At 72.0% G+C, this 16382-nt stretch carries 12 protein-coding genes; 4 read left to right on the plus strand and 8 right to left on the minus strand.

What is annotated here, in order from left to right; genetic code table 11:
• Nucleotides 1-3: 3 nt before the first annotated feature.
• The 7 genes from hydA to ACFV20_RS06890 all read right to left on the minus strand — a co-directional run bounded on the left by hydA (nucleotide 4) and on the right by ACFV20_RS06890 (nucleotide 8397).
• Nucleotides 4-1404, minus strand: coding sequence for a dihydropyrimidinase (gene hydA / locus ACFV20_RS06860; protein WP_385653248.1), 1401 nt, complete (start codon nucleotides 1402-1404; stop codon nucleotides 4-6).
• 76 nt (nucleotides 1405-1480) lie between these two features.
• Nucleotides 1481-2323 (minus strand): nitrilase-related carbon-nitrogen hydrolase, encoded by an 843-nt coding sequence (locus ACFV20_RS06865; RefSeq protein ID WP_366716451.1) that lies wholly within the window; start codon nucleotides 2321-2323, stop codon nucleotides 1481-1483.
• A 155-nt stretch (nucleotides 2324-2478) separates the two neighbouring features.
• A complete protein-coding gene (locus ACFV20_RS06870; protein WP_385653252.1) occupies nucleotides 2479-4044 on the minus strand; it encodes a PucR family transcriptional regulator in 1566 nt (521 codons plus the stop codon).
• 25 nt (nucleotides 4045-4069) lie between these two features.
• A complete protein-coding gene (locus ACFV20_RS06875; RefSeq protein WP_385653255.1) occupies nucleotides 4070-5356 on the minus strand; it encodes an aspartate aminotransferase family protein in 1287 nt (428 codons plus the stop codon).
• Nucleotides 5353-6195: a nitrilase-related carbon-nitrogen hydrolase gene (locus ACFV20_RS06880; protein ID WP_385653258.1), complete on the minus strand. Its 843-nt coding sequence runs from the start codon at nucleotides 6193-6195 to the stop codon at nucleotides 5353-5355. The genes ACFV20_RS06875 and ACFV20_RS06880 overlap by 4 nt, the downstream gene beginning before the upstream one ends.
• 170 nt (nucleotides 6196-6365) lie before the next feature.
• On the minus strand, nucleotides 6366-8048 hold the full coding sequence (locus tag ACFV20_RS06885) for a hypothetical protein (RefSeq protein ID WP_385653260.1): 1683 nt from the start codon (nucleotides 8046-8048) through the stop codon (nucleotides 6366-6368).
• A 97-nt stretch (nucleotides 8049-8145) separates the two neighbouring features.
• Nucleotides 8146-8397 (minus strand): helix-turn-helix domain-containing protein, encoded by a 252-nt coding sequence (locus ACFV20_RS06890; protein ID WP_385653262.1) that lies wholly within the window; start codon nucleotides 8395-8397, stop codon nucleotides 8146-8148.
• A 32-nt stretch (nucleotides 8398-8429) separates the two neighbouring features.
• Between ACFV20_RS06890 and map the strand changes: the two genes are divergently transcribed.
• Nucleotides 8430-9197: a type I methionyl aminopeptidase gene (gene map, locus ACFV20_RS06895; protein WP_385653265.1), complete on the plus strand. Its 768-nt coding sequence runs from the start codon at nucleotides 8430-8432 to the stop codon at nucleotides 9195-9197.
• Between the two features lie 186 nt (nucleotides 9198-9383).
• On the plus strand, nucleotides 9384-11918 hold the full coding sequence (locus ACFV20_RS06900) for an ATP-dependent Clp protease ATP-binding subunit (protein WP_385653266.1): 2535 nt from the start codon (nucleotides 9384-9386) through the stop codon (nucleotides 11916-11918).
• Between the two features lie 99 nt (nucleotides 11919-12017).
• On the opposite strand, the gene ggt is transcribed toward ACFV20_RS06900, so the two are convergent.
• Complete coding sequence (ggt, locus tag ACFV20_RS06905) at nucleotides 12018-13820, minus strand: gamma-glutamyltransferase (protein ID WP_385653268.1); 1803 nt, start codon at nucleotides 13818-13820, stop codon at nucleotides 12018-12020.
• A 104-nt stretch (nucleotides 13821-13924) separates the two neighbouring features.
• Here ggt and ACFV20_RS06910 point away from each other — a divergent pair, with 104 nt between their 5' ends.
• Both ACFV20_RS06910 and ACFV20_RS06915 read left to right on the plus strand, forming a co-directional pair.
• Entirely contained in the window at nucleotides 13925-14689 is a 765-nt protein-coding gene (locus ACFV20_RS06910; protein ID WP_385653269.1) for a hypothetical protein, read from the plus strand.
• A 116-nt stretch (nucleotides 14690-14805) separates the two neighbouring features.
• Nucleotides 14806-16374 (plus strand): alpha/beta fold hydrolase, encoded by a 1569-nt coding sequence (locus ACFV20_RS06915; protein WP_385653272.1) that lies wholly within the window; start codon nucleotides 14806-14808, stop codon nucleotides 16372-16374.
• Nucleotides 16375-16382 lie beyond the last annotated feature (8 nt).

A 16382-nucleotide genomic window follows, 5' to 3' on the forward strand; every position in this document is an offset into this window, starting at 1 on the left:
CTCCTAGTTGAGGTACTGACAGGTGGAACGCGGGGTGAACACGCCGTGCCCGGCGCGCCCGGTGTACTCCCGCTCGGTGATGACGGGTTCGCCGCGCGAGAGGACCGTCTCGACCCGGCCGGTGGTGCGTTTGCCCTCGTAGGCCGAGTAATCGACGTTCATGTGGTGCGTCCGGGCGGACATGACCTGCTCGGCGTGCGGGTCGTAGATGACGACGTCGGCGTCGGCGCCCGGCGCGATGGTCCCCTTCTTCGGGTACAGGCCGAACATCCGGGCCGGGGTCGCGCAGGCGATCTCGATCCAGCGGCGGCGCGAGATGTGACCGTCGAGGACCGCCTGGTGGAGCAGGTCCATGCGGTTCTCCACGCCCGGCAGGCCGTTGGGGATCTTGGAGAAGTCCCCGCGGCCGAGTTCCTTCTGGCCGACGAAACAGAAGGGGCAGTGGTCGGTGGAGACGACCTGGAGGTCGTTGGTGCGCAGTCCCCGCCACAGGGCGGCCTGGTGTTCCTTCGGCCTCAGCGGGGTGCTGCACACGTACTTCGCGCCCTCGAAGTCCGGCTCGGCGAGGTTGTCCGTGGACAGGAACAGGTACTGCGGGCAGGTCTCGCCGAAGACGTTGAGCCCCTCGTCGCGGGCCCGGGCCAGCTCGGCGACCGCCTCCGTCGCGGAGACGTGCACGACGTACAGGGGTGCGCCGGCCACCTGCGCGAGCTTGATGGCGCGGTGGGTGGCCTCCGCTTCGAGGAGGGCCTTGCGGACCTCGCCGTGATAGCGGGGGTCGGTCTCCCCGCGCGCCAGCGCCTGCTCCACCAGGACGTCGATCGCGATGCCGTTCTCGGCGTGCATCATGATCAGCCCGCCGTTCTCGGCGGAGCGCTGCATGGCGCGCAGGATCTGGCCGTCGTCGCTGTAGAAGACGCCCGGGTAGGCCATGAACTGCTTGAAGGAGGTGATGCCCTCCTCCACGAGATGGTCCATCTCCTTGAGGGTGTGGTCGTTGACGTCGGAGACGATCATGTGGAAGCCGTAGTCGATCGCGCACTTGCCGTCGGCCTTGGCGTGCCAGGTGTCGAGGCCCTCGCGCAGGCTGTGTCCGACGCTCTGCACGGCGAAGTCGATGATCGTCGTGGTGCCGCCCCAGGCGGCGGCGCGGGTGCCGGTCTCGAAGGTGTCGGAGGCGAAGGTGCCGCCGAAGGGCAGCTCCATGTGGGTGTGGGCGTCGACGCCGCCGGGGATGACGTACTTTCCGGTGGCGTCGATGGTGCGGTCGGCGGTGAAGGTGTCGGCGGCGGGTGTCCCATGGGCTGCGAGGGCGGCGATTCTGCCGTCCTCGATCAGGACGTCGGCGTGGATCTCGTCGGATGCGGTGATGACGAGGCCGCCGCGGATGACTGTACGGGTCATTGGTCGCTCCTCGCGGTGTGCACGTGACAGTTGTTCGTGGCTGGTCGCGCAGTTCCCCGCGCCCCTTTCGGGGCGCTTACGGTGCTGTCAGTGGCCCGTACGCGCCCGGTGCCCGGTCCCGGTAGAACTGCCAGCGGTCGCGGACCTCGCGGAGTTTGGCCATGTCCAGGTCCCTGACCACCAGTTCGGGCTCCTTGTCGCTCGCCACCTCGCCGACGAACTGGGCCTCCGGGTCCACGAAGTACGACGTGCCGTAGAAGTCGTTGTCGCCGTACTCCTCGACCCCGACCCGGTTGATCGCGCCGACGAAGTACTCGTTGGCGACGGCCGCCGCCGGCTGTTCCAGCTGCCAGAGGTAGCCGGACAGGCCGCGGGAGGTCGCCGAGGGGTTGAAGACGATCTCGGCGCCCGCGAGGCCCAGGGCGCGCCAGCCCTCCGGGAAGTGGCGGTCGTAGCAGATGTACACGCCGATGCGGCCGGCCTTGGTGTCGAAGACGGGCCAGCCGGAGTTGCCCGGGCGGAAGTAGAACTTCTCCCAGAAGCCCCTCACCTGGGGGATGTGCGTCTTGCGGTACTTGCCGAGGTAGGAGCCGTCCGCGTCGATCACGGCGGCGGTGTTGTACAGGACTCCGGGCTGCTCCTCCTCGTACATCGGCAGCACCAGGACGATGCCGTGTTCCTTCGCGAGGGCCTGGAAGCGGCGGACGACGGGGCCCTCGGGGATCTGCTCGGCGTACTCGTAGAAGGCCGGGTCCTGCACCTGGCAGAAGTACGGTCCGTAGAACAGCTCCTGGAAGCACAGGACCTGCGCACCCTGAGCGGCGGCGTCGCGGACCGCCTGCTCGTGGACCTGGATCATCGATTCCTTGTCGCCCGTCCAGGCGGTCTGGAAGACGGCGGCGCGGATCACTTGGCTCATCGGGACCTCCGGTCGCTCGGTGTGCCGTGAGCCTAGGAAGTCGCGTGGTCGTCTTTGAGGTGCACCGTGTCACGTCCCGGGGCGTGCGGCGTGTCACCGTGTCACTCGTTCGTGGATCCATGTTTCACCGCCGTTTTCCCAGGTGGTGGCGTGTTTCACTGCTGTTGCGCGTCGTGCGCGAGGAGCGCGATGTGCACCGAGGCGGCCTGCTCGAAGTCGTCGAGGTCCACCCCGAGGCGGGCCTGTATGGCCTCCAGGCGGCGGTAGAGGGCGGGCCGGGAGACGTGGTGGAGCTGGGCGGTGCGGGACTTGTTGCGGCCGGTGGCCAGATAGGTGCGCAGGACCGACAGCAGGCCCTCGTCGCTCTCGCGCAGCATCCCGTCCAGCTCCCGCTCCGCGAAGGACTGCACGTGCGGGTCGTCGCGCAGCAGCCGGATCAGGCCCCGCAGATGGACGTCCTTCAGGCGCACGACCGGCGGGAGGTCGAGGACGGCGGAGGAGTCGGCGACGGCGTCCGAGACGTGCTGCGCCTCGCGCAGTCCGGTGGGTACGTCGTCCCAGGCGGCGCGGGGTTCGGCCGCGGCGACGACCGTGTGGTCCGGGCCGGACTCGGTGCGCAGGCGGGTGGCGAAGTGCGCGGTGAGGGCGCCCGCGTCCTGGTCCCGGGGGACGCTGAGCAGCACGGCGGTGGCCCCGTCGGCGAGTTCGGCGACGAGCCCGGGCAGGCCCAGCAGCCGCAGGAGGCGTTCGAGCCGGGCGGGGTCGCCGTCGCGGACGACCAGCGGCACGAAGGTGCGCCGGTTGACGGGAAGCCCGGCCGCACGCGCCCGGGGCAGCAGGTGCCGTGCCGGTACGACGCCGCTGACCAGGTCGGTCAGCAGGCTCTGCGCGGACTGCTCCTCCCAGGAGCCCGCGGCGCCGCCGCCGAGCATGCGGTGCAGGACGAGGGCCTCGGCGGCGCGGTCGGCCAGCAGCCGTCCGGTGGCGGTGTCGCCCCGGTAGCCGCACAGCACGATCCGGCCCCAGCGCTCCCCGCGCCCGCCCAGTTCGGCCCGGATCCAGCCGTCGCCCTCGGTGCCTCCGGCCTGCCGGGCGATGCGCTCCCAGTCGCGCAGCACGTCGTCGACCGCGGGCCGCTCCCCCGCCGTGCCGAGGACGCGGTGGGCGAGGTTGGTGACGACGACCGGGCAGGCGCTGTGCCGGGCGACCTCGTCGAGCAGGCGTTGCAGGGGTGCGCCGGCGGTGATGAGGGCGGTGAGCTCGGTGCGGACGGCCTCGGAGAGGCTGACGGCGGCGAACTTGCGCCGCACCAGGCGCGACTGGACCTCCTCGGTCAGGTCGGCGAAGGGGAACGGCCGGTGCAGGACGACCATCGGCAGTCCGCACCGCTCGGCGGCCCGGCGCATCACTTCCGGGACGGTGGGGAAGGCGCGGCCGAGTCCGAGGACGACGGCGGCCGCCTCGGCGCGGTGCAGCGACCGGACGTACTCGGCCTGCTTGTCCTCGTCGCCGGCGAGCAGCACCCCGGTGGTGAGGACCATCTCGCCGCCGCTGAGCATCACCCCGACGTCGGCCGCCTCGGCGACGTGCACCCAGCGCACGAGCCGGTCGAGATGGCCCGCCCCGGCCACCACCTCGGGCTCCCCGGCGAGGACCCGCTCCAGGGTGAGGACCCGCCGCACCGACAGCGCGGGCTCCAGGGAATCCAGGGTGATCGTCATGGCGGGCCCCTTGTTCAGTGCTCTGCTACGGGATGCTCCGCAGAGCGTTCTCGAGGATCGCGGCGCCCTCCTCGGCCTCCGCGACGTTGAGGGACAGCGGCGGGGCGACGCGCAGCGCGCTGGTGTTGTGCCCGCCGCCCTTGCCGATCAGCAGGCCGCCCTCGCGGGCCGCCTCCTGCACGGCCGCGGCGGTCTGCGGATCGGCCTCGTCGGTCCCCGGCTTCGTGATCTCGATGCCGATCATCAGCCCGCGGCCGCGCACCTCCCGTACGGCCGGGACCTGCGCGGCGACGGCCCGCAGCCGCTCGATGAGCAGGCCGCCGACGCGCCGGGCGTTGCCCTGGAGGTCGTGCTCCAGCAGGTAGGTGAGGTTGGCGAGGCCCGCCGCCATGGTGATCTGGGTGCCGCCGAAGGTGGAGATGCTGTTGGAGTCCAGGCAGTTCATGATCTCGGAGCGGGCCACGACCCCGCCGATGGACATGCCGTTGCCGATGCCCTTGGCGAAGGTCATGATGTCGGGCGGTCCGTGCTGCCCGTGGGCCTGCCAGCCCCAGAAGTGCTCGCCGGTGCGGCCCCAGCCGGTCTGCACCTCGTCGGCGATCCACAGGATGCCGCGCTCGTGCAGCACCTCGCGGAAGGCGGCGTACAGTCCGTCCGGCGGTGCCGTGAACCCGCCGACGCCCTGGACGGGTTCGGCGATCAGCGCGGCCGGCGCGCGGGTGTGTCCGAGCAGGTCCTTCAGGTCCTCGACGCAGGCCGCGATGTAGGCCTCGTCGCTGAGGGCGGCGAACGGGCCGCGGGTGCGGACGCCGCCGTGCACGTACAGCGTCTGGAGCGGGGACAGCGAGGTCGGCGACCAGCCGCTGTTGCCGGTGATGCCCACGGCGCTGAAGGAGCGGCCGTGGTAGCTGTTGCGCATCGCCAGGATCGTGTTGCTGCGCCGGTAGGCGGTGGCCAGCAGGAGGGCGGTGTCGTTGGCCTCGGTGCCGGAGGTGGTGAAGAAGACGCGGGCGTCCGGGATGCCGCTCAACTGGGCGATGCGCTCGGCGAGTTCGACCATCGGGCGGTTGAGGTAGAGGGTCGAGGAGTGGATGATCCGCCCGGCCTGCTCGCTCACCGCCTTGGTCACCTCGGGCAGCGCGTGCGCCGTCATGGTGGTGAGGATGCCGCCGAAGAAGTCGAGGTAGCGGTTCCCCTGGGCGTCCCAGACGTGGCGGCCCTCGCCGTGGGTGATCTCGAGGGGCTCCTCGTAGTAGAGGGCGAGCCAGTCGGGGAGCACGGCCCGGTGGCGGCCCAGGAGGTCGTTGGTCACGGCTGCACCAGCCCTTCGTAGGCGTCGGGGCGGCGGTCGCGGTAGAAGGCCCACGTCTGCCGCACCTCTTCGATGAGGTCGAGGTCGATGTCCCGGACCACGAGCTCCTCCTCGCTGTCGCTGGCGACGTCCCCGACGAACTGCCCGCGCGGGTCGACGAAGTAGCTCGTGCCGTAGAAGTCGTTGTCCCCGTACTCCTCCTGGCCGACCCGGTTGATCGCGGCGATGTAGTACCCGTTGGCGACGGCCGCCGCGGGCTGCTCCAGCCGCCACAGGTGCGACGACAGGCTCCGGTGGGTCGCGGAGGGGTTGTAGACCAGCTGGGCCCCGGCGAGGCCGAGCTGCCGCCAGCCCTCCGGGAAGTGGCGGTCGTAGCAGATGTACACGCCGACCCTGCCGGCCGCGGTGTCGAAGACGGGCCAGCCGAGGTTGCCGGGCTTGAAGTAGAACTTCTCGCGGAAGCCCTTGAGCTGCGGGATGTGGTGCTTGCGGTACTTGCCGAGGTAGGTGCCGTCGGCGTCGATCACGGCCGCGGTGTTGTAGTAGAAGCCGGGCTGTTCGGCCTCGAACACCGGCGCGACGACGACCATGCCGGTCTCGCGGGCGAGGTCCCGCATCCGCCGCACGGTCGGCCCGTCGGGGACGGGCTCGGCCCAGCGGTAGTGCTCCGGCTCCTCGACCTGACAGAAGTAGGGGCTGTTGAAGACTTCCTGGAAACCGATGATCTTCGCGCCCCGGCGGGCCGCCTCGCGGGCGTGCTCCTCGTGTTTCGCCACCATGGACTCGGTGTCGCCGGTCCAGGTGGCCTGGACCAGAGCGGCACGTACGACGTTGGCCATGAGCTGCTCCTTCGACGCGACGTCTGCGCCTCTACGCCCGTAGAAGCGGGCCGTAGAGCCACGAACGTAAGCCTCTGGCACGGGGTTGCCAAGACCATCGTCGCCAACCCGCGGGGCATTGCGCGATTCGCACTCCTGTGGGTGAGTCGCCCGGGGTGCCCTCCCGCCGGTCAGGTGGCTGATCCGGCGACCCGCAGGGCGTGCACGAGGTCCCAGTACCGCTCGTCCGAAACACCCCGCGCGGCCTCCAGCAGGAGCGGTACGAGGCGCTGCGGTTCGGGTTCGGCGCTGCGTGCGGCCTCCTCGGGCGTACGGGCCCTGACGCAGGCGTCGAGCAGCACGCGCACCTCGCGGTGGCGCCCCTCGGCGACCAGGCCGAGCACGGCCCGGCCGAGCTCGGCCGCCGGCCGTGCGACGCCCTGCCGCAGCATCTGCCGGCCGTCGTCCGCCCGGCCGGCCGCGACCAGCGCGTCGGCGGCGGCGACCAGCCGCCCGGCGGGCAGCGAGGCGGCCTCCCACAGCAGGGTCTGCCAGTCGGCGTCCAGCCCTGCCTGGTGCAGCCGCGCCGCGAGGAGCGGAAACCGGCCGGGCTCCCAGGCGGCGACCTCGGCCAGCAGCGCGTGGGCCTCCCCACTGCGCCCCTCGCTCCGCAGGCACGCCAGCGCCTCGACGGTCCGTCCGACCTCGGCCGAGTCCGCGGCCCCGACGGCGTCCCCCTCCCCCGCCGGCCGCTCCACCACAGCCTCCCCGGCGGCCCCGGCGAAGCGCGCCCCGCGCGGGGTGCGGCCGGTGGTCACGGAGGCGGAGGCGGGTACGGGCAGCGTCGGCACGGCAGCGGGCGGTACGGCGACGGGCATGTCCTCCTCATCGGCCATCCCGGCGAAGCGGGCACTGCCACGACGCCGTTTGCGCTGCTTGGGGGCGGCGGGGCCGGGACTCGGGGGCGGGGGGTCGGGGGCGGCCGGGCCGGGTGCGGCCGGGCCGGGTGCGGCCGGGTCGGGTGCGGCCGGGTCGGGTGCGGGGGGCGGGGGTTGGAAGGCGGCCGGGTCGGGAGCGGGAGAGGGTGCGGGTACTGGTGCGGGTGCGGGTGAGGTCGCAGGGACTGGAGCTGCGGCCGGGGCGTGATCTGCGGCTCGGGCTGCGGCCGGCGCATGGGGTGCAGCTGCGGCGGGTGCTTGAGCCGCGGCTGGAGCTTGAGTTGCAGCTGGAGCTTGAGCCGCGGCTGGAGCTTGAGTTGCAGCTGGAGCTTGGGCTACGGCTGGAGCTTGGGCTGCGGCTGACGCTTTCGCTGCGGCTGCGGCCGGTGCCTCGGGGGCGCCCCAGGGCACCACGGGTGCCTCCCGGCCACGCCGGTCCACGTAGGCCATCCGTGCCCGGAGTTCCGCGCATCGCGCGCTCGCCCGTTCGTGGTCGTCCCGGGCCCAGGCCAGGTCCAGGCGCAGGGCGTCCGCCTGCTCGCGGGTCGTGGCCGAGGTCAGGTGCCGGGCGAGGGCGGCCTCCCGTTCGGCGGCGTACCGCTGTTCGCGGAGCATGACGTCGAGACGGTCGCCGAGTGCCTCGCGGCCCCCGGGGCGGGTGTCGTGCGCGGCGAGCACGGCGGCGTGCAGGGCGCGGGCCCGGTCCGTCTCCGGCCCGGCTCCCCCCGGGCCGTACTGCCCGGCGAGGTCCTGCAGCAGGGCCTCGACCACGTCCCAGGGCGGTATCTCGCGGCCCTCCAGGCAGGCCCGCATGCCGTCCGGGTCGCGCCGCCAGAACACGCCGCACCAGCCGCCGGACGGGTCGAGGCGCGCCAGCAGGCCGTCCAGGTAGGTCGCGAACTTCCCGACTTGAGCCGGGAGTTGATCCGCCGCCATCGCTCAACTCCCTGAGACCGGAGCACTCCGCCCCGTAGGCAACACGAGTCGTGTTACGGGAGTGCTACAGGGAGTTTTCACGCGCGGCGCAAGGGCCTCAAAGGGCCACCGGCACGCACTGCCCGGCCAGTTGGTCCATGGACAGTCCGAGGACTCCGGCCAGCGCGGCCACCGTGAAGAAGGCGGGGGTGGGGGCCCGCCCGGTCTCGATCTTCCGGAGGGTCTCCGCGGAGATGCCCGCGCTCGCCGCGATCTCCGTCATGCTCCGGCCACCACGCGCCTCGCGCAGCAGCCTGCCGAGCCGCTCGCCGCGTTCGCGCTCTTCGGGGGTGAGAGGGGTGCGCACCATGCCCCCATTCTAATACCGGTATAGTAATTGGCATGGTGGAGCTGAAGACAGACACTTCTATCGACGCGATGCACGAGGCGGGCCAAGTCGTCGCCCGGGCCCTGACGGCCGTACGGAAGGCCGCCGGCGTGGGCGTCTCCCTGCTGGAACTCGACGAGGTGGCGCACGGCGTACTGCGCGAGGCGGGTGCGTCCTCACCCTTCCTGGGATACCGGCCGTCCTTCGCGCCCACCCCGTTCCCGGCCGTCCTGTGCGTCTCGGTGAACGACGCGATCGTGCACGGCGTCCCGGACCGGTACCGCCTGCTCGACGGCGACCTGGTCTCCATCGACTTCGGCGCCGAACTGGGCGGCTGGGTCGGCGACTCCGCACTCAGCTTCGTCGTGGGCACGCCGCGCACGGCGGACCTCCGGCTGATCGAGACCGCCGAGCGGGCCCTCGCGGCCGGCATCGGGGCGGCCGTCGTGGGCAACCGCATCGGCGACATCGCGCACGCGATCGGCACGGTCTGCCGCGGCGCCGGGTACGGCATCCCCGACGGCTTCGGCGGCCACGGCATCGGCCGCCGCATGCACGAGGATCCCGGGGTGCCGAACGAGGGCCGCCCGGGGCGTGGCATGCGGCTGCGGCACGGCATGGTCCTGGCGATCGAGCCCATGGTCGTCGCGGGCGGCACGGACGGCTACCACGCGGCGCCCGACGGCTGGACCCTGAAGACGAACGACGGCTCCCGGGCGGCTCACGCGGAGCACACGGTCGCGATCACGGACGCGGGACCGAGGATCCTGACCGCGCGCTGACACCCGGTCGACGTGCCGGGATCGCCCGGCTTCGCCCCTGAGGTGCCCCTGGTCGGCGATCGTGCGAAGGTGTTCTACGAGCGCGCCCCAGGTGTAACCGGCTGCCACCCGGGTTACCCGACCCCGGCACGTCGACCAGCCAGGGCGTCCCCCGCCCGCGCCGGGGACGCCGGGAACGGAAGGCCCATGAGCAGCGGCTTCACCAGCCCGGAGGGCTACGGCTCGGACCCCTTCGGAGAATTCCTCGCACGGTTCTTCGGCGGACCGCGTCCCGGTCCCCGCCAGATCGATCTCGGGCGGCTGCTCAGTCAGCCGGCCCGGGAGCTCGTCCGCGGCGCCGCCCAGTACGCCGCCGAGCACGGCAGCCGAGATCTCGACACCCAGCATCTGTTGCGGGCGGCGCTCGCCACCGAGCCCACCCGCACCCTGCTCAGCAAGGCCGGTGCGAACCCCGACTCGCTGGCGTCGCAGATCGACGACCGGTCGGGGCCGGCCCAGCACACCCCGGACGACGCCCCGCCGCCGACCGCGCTCTCCCTCACCCCGGCCGCCAAGCGGGCCCTGCTGGACGCGCACGACATGGCCCGGGCCCGCGGCTACGGCTACATCGGCCCGGAGCACGTCCTGAGCGCCCTGGCCTCCAATCCCGACTCGGCCGCCGGGCACATCCTCAACGCCGCCCGCTTCGCCCCGTCGGAGCCGTCCGAGGCGCCCGAGGTCCCGCAGTCCGAGCGTCCGCGCCCGACGAACACGCCGACGCTCGACAAGTACGGCCGCGACCTCACCGAGCTGGCCCGGCAGGGCCGGATCGACCCGGTGATCGGCCGGGACCAGGAGATCGAGCAGACCGTCGAGGTCCTGTCCCGTCGTGGCAAGAACAACCCGGTGCTGATCGGTGACGCGGGCGTCGGCAAGACGGCCATCGTGGAGGGCCTGGCGCAGCGCATCTCCGAGGCGGACGTGCCCGACGTGCTGATCGGGCGCCGGGTGGTCGCCTTGGACCTGACGGGCGTGGTCGCGGGCACCCGCTACCGGGGCGACTTCGAGGAGCGGATGAACAACATCGTGAGCGAGATCCGCGCCCACTCGGACCAGTTGATCATCTTCATCGACGAACTGCACACGGTCGTGGGCGCCGGTTCCGGTGGCGGCGACGGCAGCTCCATGGACGCCGGCAACATCCTCAAGCCGGCCCTCGCCCGGGGCGAGCTGCACATCGTGGGCGCCACCACGCTGGAGGAGTACCGCCGGATCGAGAAGGACGCGGCGCTGGCCCGCCGCTTCCAGCCGATCATGGTGCCGGAGCCGACCGCCGAGGACGCGATCGAGATCCTACGCGGGCTCCGGGACCGCTACGAGGCCCACCACCAGGTCCGCTACACCGACGAGGCCCTGGTCGCCGCCGTGGAGCTCTCCGACCGCTACCTCACCGACCGCCGTCTGCCCGACAAGGCCATCGACCTCATCGACCAGGCCGGTGCCCGGGTGCGGCTGCGGGCCCGGACCAAGGGCACGGACGTACGGGCCCTGGAGCGGGAGCTGGAGCAGCTCACCCGGGACAAGGACCAGGCCGTCGCGGACGAGCAGTACGAGCAGGCCACCCAGCTGCGCGACCGGATCGTGGAGCTGAAGCAGCGGATCACCGAGGCCGGCGGTGAGGGCGAGGTCGACGAGGGCCAGGACCTGGTGGTCGGGGCCGAGTCGATCGCCGAGGTCGTGTCCCGGCAGACCGGCATCCCGGTCGCCAGCCTCACCCAGGAGGAGAAGGACCGTCTGCTGGGTCTGGAGGAGCATCTGCACCAGCGGGTGGTCGGCCAGGACGAGGCCGTGCGGGTCGTCTCCGACGCGGTGCTGCGCTCCCGCGCCGGGCTCGCGGCCCCCGACCGCCCGATCGGCAGCTTCCTGTTCCTCGGCCCGACGGGCGTCGGCAAGACCGAACTGGCCCGGGCGCTCGCCGAGGCCCTGTTCGGCAGCGAGGACCGCATGGTGCGGCTCGACATGAGCGAGTACCAGGAGCGCCACACCGTCAGCCGGCTGGTCGGCGCCCCGCCCGGTTACGTCGGCCACGAGGAGGCGGGGCAGCTCACCGAGGTGGTGCGCCGTCACCCGTACTCGCTGCTCCTGCTGGACGAGGTGGAGAAGGCCCACCCGGACGTCTTCAACATCCTGCTCCAGGTCCTCGACGACGGCCGGCTGACCGACGCCCAGGGCCGCACCGTGGACTTCAGCAACACGGTCATCGTGATGACGAGCAACCTCGGTTCCGAGGCGATCACCCGCCGGGGCGCCACGACGGGCTTCGCCGCGGGCGGCGCCGACGCGGACGAGGAGGCCCGCCGCGAGCAGATCCTGCGCCCGCTGCGGGAGCACTTCCGCCCGGAGTTCCTGAACCGCATCGACGAGATCGTCGTCTTCCGCCAGCTCACCACGGAGCAGCTGCGCCGGATCACCAACCTCCTGCTGGAGCGCACCCGGTCCCTGGTGCGGGACAAGGGCGTCACGGTGACCTTCACCGACCAGGCGGTGGAGTGGCTGGCCGACCGCGGCTACCAGCCGGAGTACGGCGCCCGCCCGCTCCGCCGCACGATCCAGCGCGAGGTGGACAACGAGCTGTCACGGCTGCTGCTGGACGGCAGGGTCGACACCGGTGGCAGCGTCACGGTGGATGCCAAGGACGGCCAGTTGACGTTCGAAACGCAGAGTTCGGCGACGCCCTCCTAGGGGCGTGGGACTGCGCGCTCCCCACCCCAGGGGCGTGGGGACTGCGTGCTCTTCAGGGGCGTGGGGACTGCGTCTGAGTCCCCACGCCGCACCCGGCACTCACCGCACCGGCCGCACCACCATCGCCGATCCCCCACCCCGCCGCACGGTCTCGGCGGCTGCCAGCCACTTCCCGCCCGGCAGCCGCTGCACACCCGTGGCCGCGCCGATCTCCGGGTTCGCCTTGAAGGAGTGCCCGATCGCCTCCAGCTGCTTCCTGACCTCGCTGTCGAGGCCGGGCTCCGCCTCGGTCTGCGCGGCGTTGCGCTGACTGACCCGGGGCGCCGCGATCGCGTCGACCAGCGGCATCCCCCGGTCGACGAACCCGGTGAGCGTCTGGAGGACGGTCGTGATGATCGTCGCGCCACCCGGCGACCCCAGCGCCACCACGGGCTGGTGGTGGCGGTCCAGCACGATGGTCGGCGAGATCGAGGACCGGGGCCGCTTGCCCGGCCCCGGCAGGTTCGGGTCGTGCACGGCCGGGTTCGCCGGGGCGAAGGAGAAGTCCGTCAGCTCGTTGTTGAGGATGAACCCCCGGCCGGGGACGGTGATGCCGCTGCCGCCCGTCTGCTCGATGGTGAGGGTGTAGGCGACGACGTTGCCCCACTTGTCGGCCACCGTCAGATGCGTGGTGCTGTCACCCTCGTACGTCGTGGGAGCCGCCGTGCCGCCGGAGCCGCACCGCTCGGGATGGCGCGGATCGCCCGGCGGCACCGGGCTGGTCAGCACGGCGTCGTCCTTGATGAGGCACTCGCGCGAGTCGGCGAACCTCTGCGACAGCAGCTCCTGCGCCGGCACGTCCTCGAAGGCGGGGTCGCCCACCCACCGGCCCCGGTCGGCGAACGCGATCCGGCTGGCCTCGATGAAGCGGTGCAGATAGCGGGCCTTGCTCGCCTTGGAGAGGTCGGTCCGCTCCAGGATGTTGAGGGCCTCCCCGACGGTCGTGCCGCCGGAGGAGGACGGCGCGATGGAGTAGACGCCGAGGCCGCGGTAGGAGGTCCTCGTGGGCGCCTGGACCTTGGTGCGGTAGCGGGCGAGGTCCTTGGCGGTCAGGTCGCCGGGCCGGGCGTTCCAGCCCGAGCCGGGGTCGACCGGCGGCTTGTTGACGGTGTCGACGACGTCCCGGCCCAGCCGGCCGTGGTACAGGGCGTCGACCCCCTCACGTCCCAGCTCCGCGTAGGTGCGGGCGAGGTCGGGGTTCTTGAAGGTGGAGCCGACGACGGGGAGCCGTCCGCCCGGCAGGAACAGTTCGGCGGTGTCCGGGAAGTAGCGGAAGCGGGTCTCGTTGGACGCGGTCTGCGCGCGGAAGGTCTCGTCCACGGTGAAACCGTGGCGCGCGAGCCGCTCGGCCGGCTTCAGGACGCTCGCGAGCCGCTTGCTGCCCCACTGGTCGAGCGCGGTCTGCCAGGTGGCCGGTGTCCCCGGGGTGCCGACGCTCAGGCCGCTGCTGACGGCGTCGGCGAAGGCGAGGGGCTTGCCGTTCTCGAGGAAGAGGTTCTCGTCGGCGCTCAGCGGCGCGGTCTCGCGGCCGTCGATGGTGCGTACCGAGCGGGACTTGGCGTCGTAGTACACGAAGTAGCCGCCCCCGCCGACACCGGCGGAGTAGGGCTCGGTGACGCCGAGCGCGGCGGCCGTGGCGACGGCGGCGTCGACGGCGTTGCCGCCCTTCCTCAGGACCTCGATCCCGGCGGCCGAGGCGTCGGGGTCGACGCTGGAGACGGCACCGCCGTACCCGACGGCCAGCGGGGTCTTCCCCCCGCCCGGACCCGGCGGCGCGGAGGGCGGCGCCGCCGCTCCCACCGACACCACCACGGCGGCCGAAACCGCCAGGACCGTCAGATTCCGTGCGACAGGGCGACGCATCCGCACCTCCAGTCAAAGGCCGTCCGCGCAGCTTAATTCATCGCCATGGCCGCGTCAGGCAGGCGTCGAACACCGGTGCGTCGGGCCCGCTACCATGCGCGCCCATGAATGACGACGTGCGCAACATCGTTCTGGGTGTGGTCGCGGCGGGCATCAGTGCCGCGCTGGGCTGGGTGGCCCGCACCTATCTGTGGAAGCGCAAGCTCCGCAGGAAGCAGGCGTTCTTCGGGCTGCCCGACAACTCCGAGTCCCTGCTGGTGGTGAACCGCGGCGCGACCGGACCCGAGTTCGCCGTGATGCGCTACGACGTGTTCGCACTGCTCGAACTCGCCGCGCTGATCAAGGACTGCAACGCCCACGCCCAGATACTTCCGCACGACACCGCACGTCAGGGTTTCGGGGAACGCACGGAGTTCTGCGTGGGCGGCCCGGCGTCCAACCGGAGGATGGCGGCGCATCTGTCGTCGCTGCTGCCGGGCGTACGGGTGGACGTGGACGCGGAACCGGGTCCGGACCGGGGCGCGTTCCAGGTCGGCACCGAGCGCTACCGCGTGGACAACGGCAGGGAGGAGTACGCGCTGCTCGCCCGGCTCACCGCGGACCGCAGCCAGAACACCCGTCCGGTCTTCCTGTTCTGCGGCCAGACGTCGATCACGAACCAGGCCACCACCCGCTACCTCGCCCGCAACCACGAGCGCCTGACCCGCAAGTACGGCAACAGCTCCTTCGTGCTGCTGCTCAAGGTGATCAACTCGCAGGCGTACGGCCCGGACGTGGTCGAACTCGTGGAGGACGTGACGCGGGCGGCACAGACCGCGGTGCCCGCCGCGACGACACCGGCCCCACGCAACACACACCGCGCCTCCTAGACTCCTGCACCGCTCAACAATCGTTACTGGCACGTAACTTACCGATGGGTTACCACTGGTAAGGCGCCGCGGTTACCGTTCGGTCACTTTGCACTGACACGAGTGAGGAGTGACCCGTGGGACACCACCGCAAGGCCCTGCGCACCACCGCCGTAGGCGCCGTCTCTGCGACCCTGGTCGCCGGCACCGCCCTCGGGCTCGCCCCCACCGCCCAGGCGGCGCCGCACCCGGTCCGCTTCGTCGACATCGCCGGCGACGGCGGAACGGTCCTCAAGGCCAACGTCGTCACCCCGGCCGGGGCCGGCGGCACCGACCGCTACCCGCTGCTCGTCATGCCCACGAGCTGGGGTCTGCCCCAGGTCGAGTACCTGGCCCAGGCACAGCAGCTCGCCGACTCCGGATACGTCGTCGTCACCTACAACGTGCGCGGCTTCTGGCAGTCGGGCGGCGAGATAGAAGTGGCGGGCCCGCCCGACGTCGCCGACGCGTCGAAGGTCATCGACTGGGCGCTCGCCCACACCCCCGCCGACGCCGGGCACATCGGCATGGCGGGCGTCTCCTACGGCGCCGGCATCAGCCTGCTCACCGCCGCGCACGACAAGCGGATCAAGGCGGTCGCCTCCCTCAGCGGCTGGGCCGACCTGATCGACTCGATCTACTCCGGACGCACCCAGCACCTCCAGGCCGCTGCCCTGCTGGACGGCGCGAGCGTGGTGACGGGCCGCCAGAGCCCGGAACTGCGGCAGACGTTCAACGACCTCTACGGCTCCAACCTGGCGAAGGAGCCCGAACTCGTCGCCTGGGGGAAGAAACGTTCCGCTGCGACCTACGTCGACCGGATCAACGACCACGGCGCGGCGGTCTTGCTCGCCAACACCTGGGGCGACAGCGTCTTCCCGCCCAACCAGTACGTCGACTTCTACGAGAAGCTGACCGGCCCGAAGCGGCTGGAGATGCGGTCCGGGGACCACGCCACCGCCGAGCTGACCGGACTCTTCGGGCTGCCCAACGACGTCTGGACGGACACCGCGCGCTGGTTCGACCACTACCTCCGCGGCGAGGACAACGGCATCGACCGCGAGCAGCCCGTCCAGCTGAAGTCCCGTTCCGGGGGCGGCTACGAGGGCTATCCGGACTGGAAGTCGGTCGGCGCGAACGACCGGAAGATCACCCTCGGGGACACGAGGACGATCCGCGCGAACGTGAACTCCGGGGCGGACGGCGGTGTCGTCTTCCTGTCCAGCATCCTCGACCAGGTGGCCCGCATCCCGCCGATGGCCTCGATCCCGCTGCTCCCCCGCCGCTGGGCCGCCGTCTGGCAGTCGGAGAAGTCCGCCGCGGCCCAACAGGTGCGCGGCACGACGAGGTTGCACACGACCCTGACCCCGACCAAGGAGAGCGGCACCCTCATCGCCCACCTGTACGACGTGGGGCCGCTCGGCCTCGGCAAGCTGGTCACCCACGCGCCGTACACCTTCCACGGGCGCACCCCCGGAAAGCCGTTCGGCGTCGACCTGGAGCTGTTCTCCACGGCCTACGACGTCCCGGCCGGGCATCGCCTCGCCCTGGTCGTCGACACGGTCGACCCGCTCTACATCGAGCACAACCCGTCCGGCGCGCAGCTGACCTTCTCCTCGCCGGCGAACGACCCGTCGTACGTGTCGGTTCCGCTGCGCGAGCAGTGATCTCCGGC

It is taken from the genome of Streptomyces sp. NPDC059696 (genome assembly GCF_042733745.1).
Lineage (GTDB): Bacteria > Actinomycetota > Actinomycetes > Streptomycetales > Streptomycetaceae > Streptomyces.

What these genes read in the sequence shown, in the direction of transcription:
- ACFV20_RS06865 (WP_366716451.1), bottom strand. Translation starts at nt 2,323, where the DNA reads ATGAGCCAAGTGATCCGCGCCGCCGTCTTCCAGACCGCCTGGACGGGC.
- ACFV20_RS06900 (WP_385653266.1), top strand. Translation starts at nt 9,384, where the DNA reads ATGAGCAGCGGCTTCACCAGCCCGGAGGGCTACGGCTCGGACCCCTTC.
- ACFV20_RS06890 (WP_385653262.1), bottom strand. Translation starts at nt 8,397, where the DNA reads ATGGTGCGCACCCCTCTCACCCCCGAAGAGCGCGAACGCGGCGAGCGG.
- hydA (WP_385653248.1), bottom strand. Translation starts at nt 1,404, where the DNA reads ATGACCCGTACAGTCATCCGCGGCGGCCTCGTCATCACCGCATCCGAC.
- ACFV20_RS06870 (WP_385653252.1), bottom strand. Translation starts at nt 4,044, where the DNA reads ATGACGATCACCCTGGATTCCCTGGAGCCCGCGCTGTCGGTGCGGCGG.
- ACFV20_RS06885 (WP_385653260.1), bottom strand. Translation starts at nt 8,048, where the DNA reads ATGGCGGCGGATCAACTCCCGGCTCAAGTCGGGAAGTTCGCGACCTAC.
- map (WP_385653265.1), top strand. Translation starts at nt 8,430, where the DNA reads ATGGTGGAGCTGAAGACAGACACTTCTATCGACGCGATGCACGAGGCG.
- ACFV20_RS06910 (WP_385653269.1), top strand. Translation starts at nt 13,925, where the DNA reads ATGAATGACGACGTGCGCAACATCGTTCTGGGTGTGGTCGCGGCGGGC.
- ACFV20_RS06880 (WP_385653258.1), bottom strand. Translation starts at nt 6,195, where the DNA reads ATGGCCAACGTCGTACGTGCCGCTCTGGTCCAGGCCACCTGGACCGGC.
- ggt (WP_385653268.1), bottom strand. Translation starts at nt 13,820, where the DNA reads ATGCGTCGCCCTGTCGCACGGAATCTGACGGTCCTGGCGGTTTCGGCC.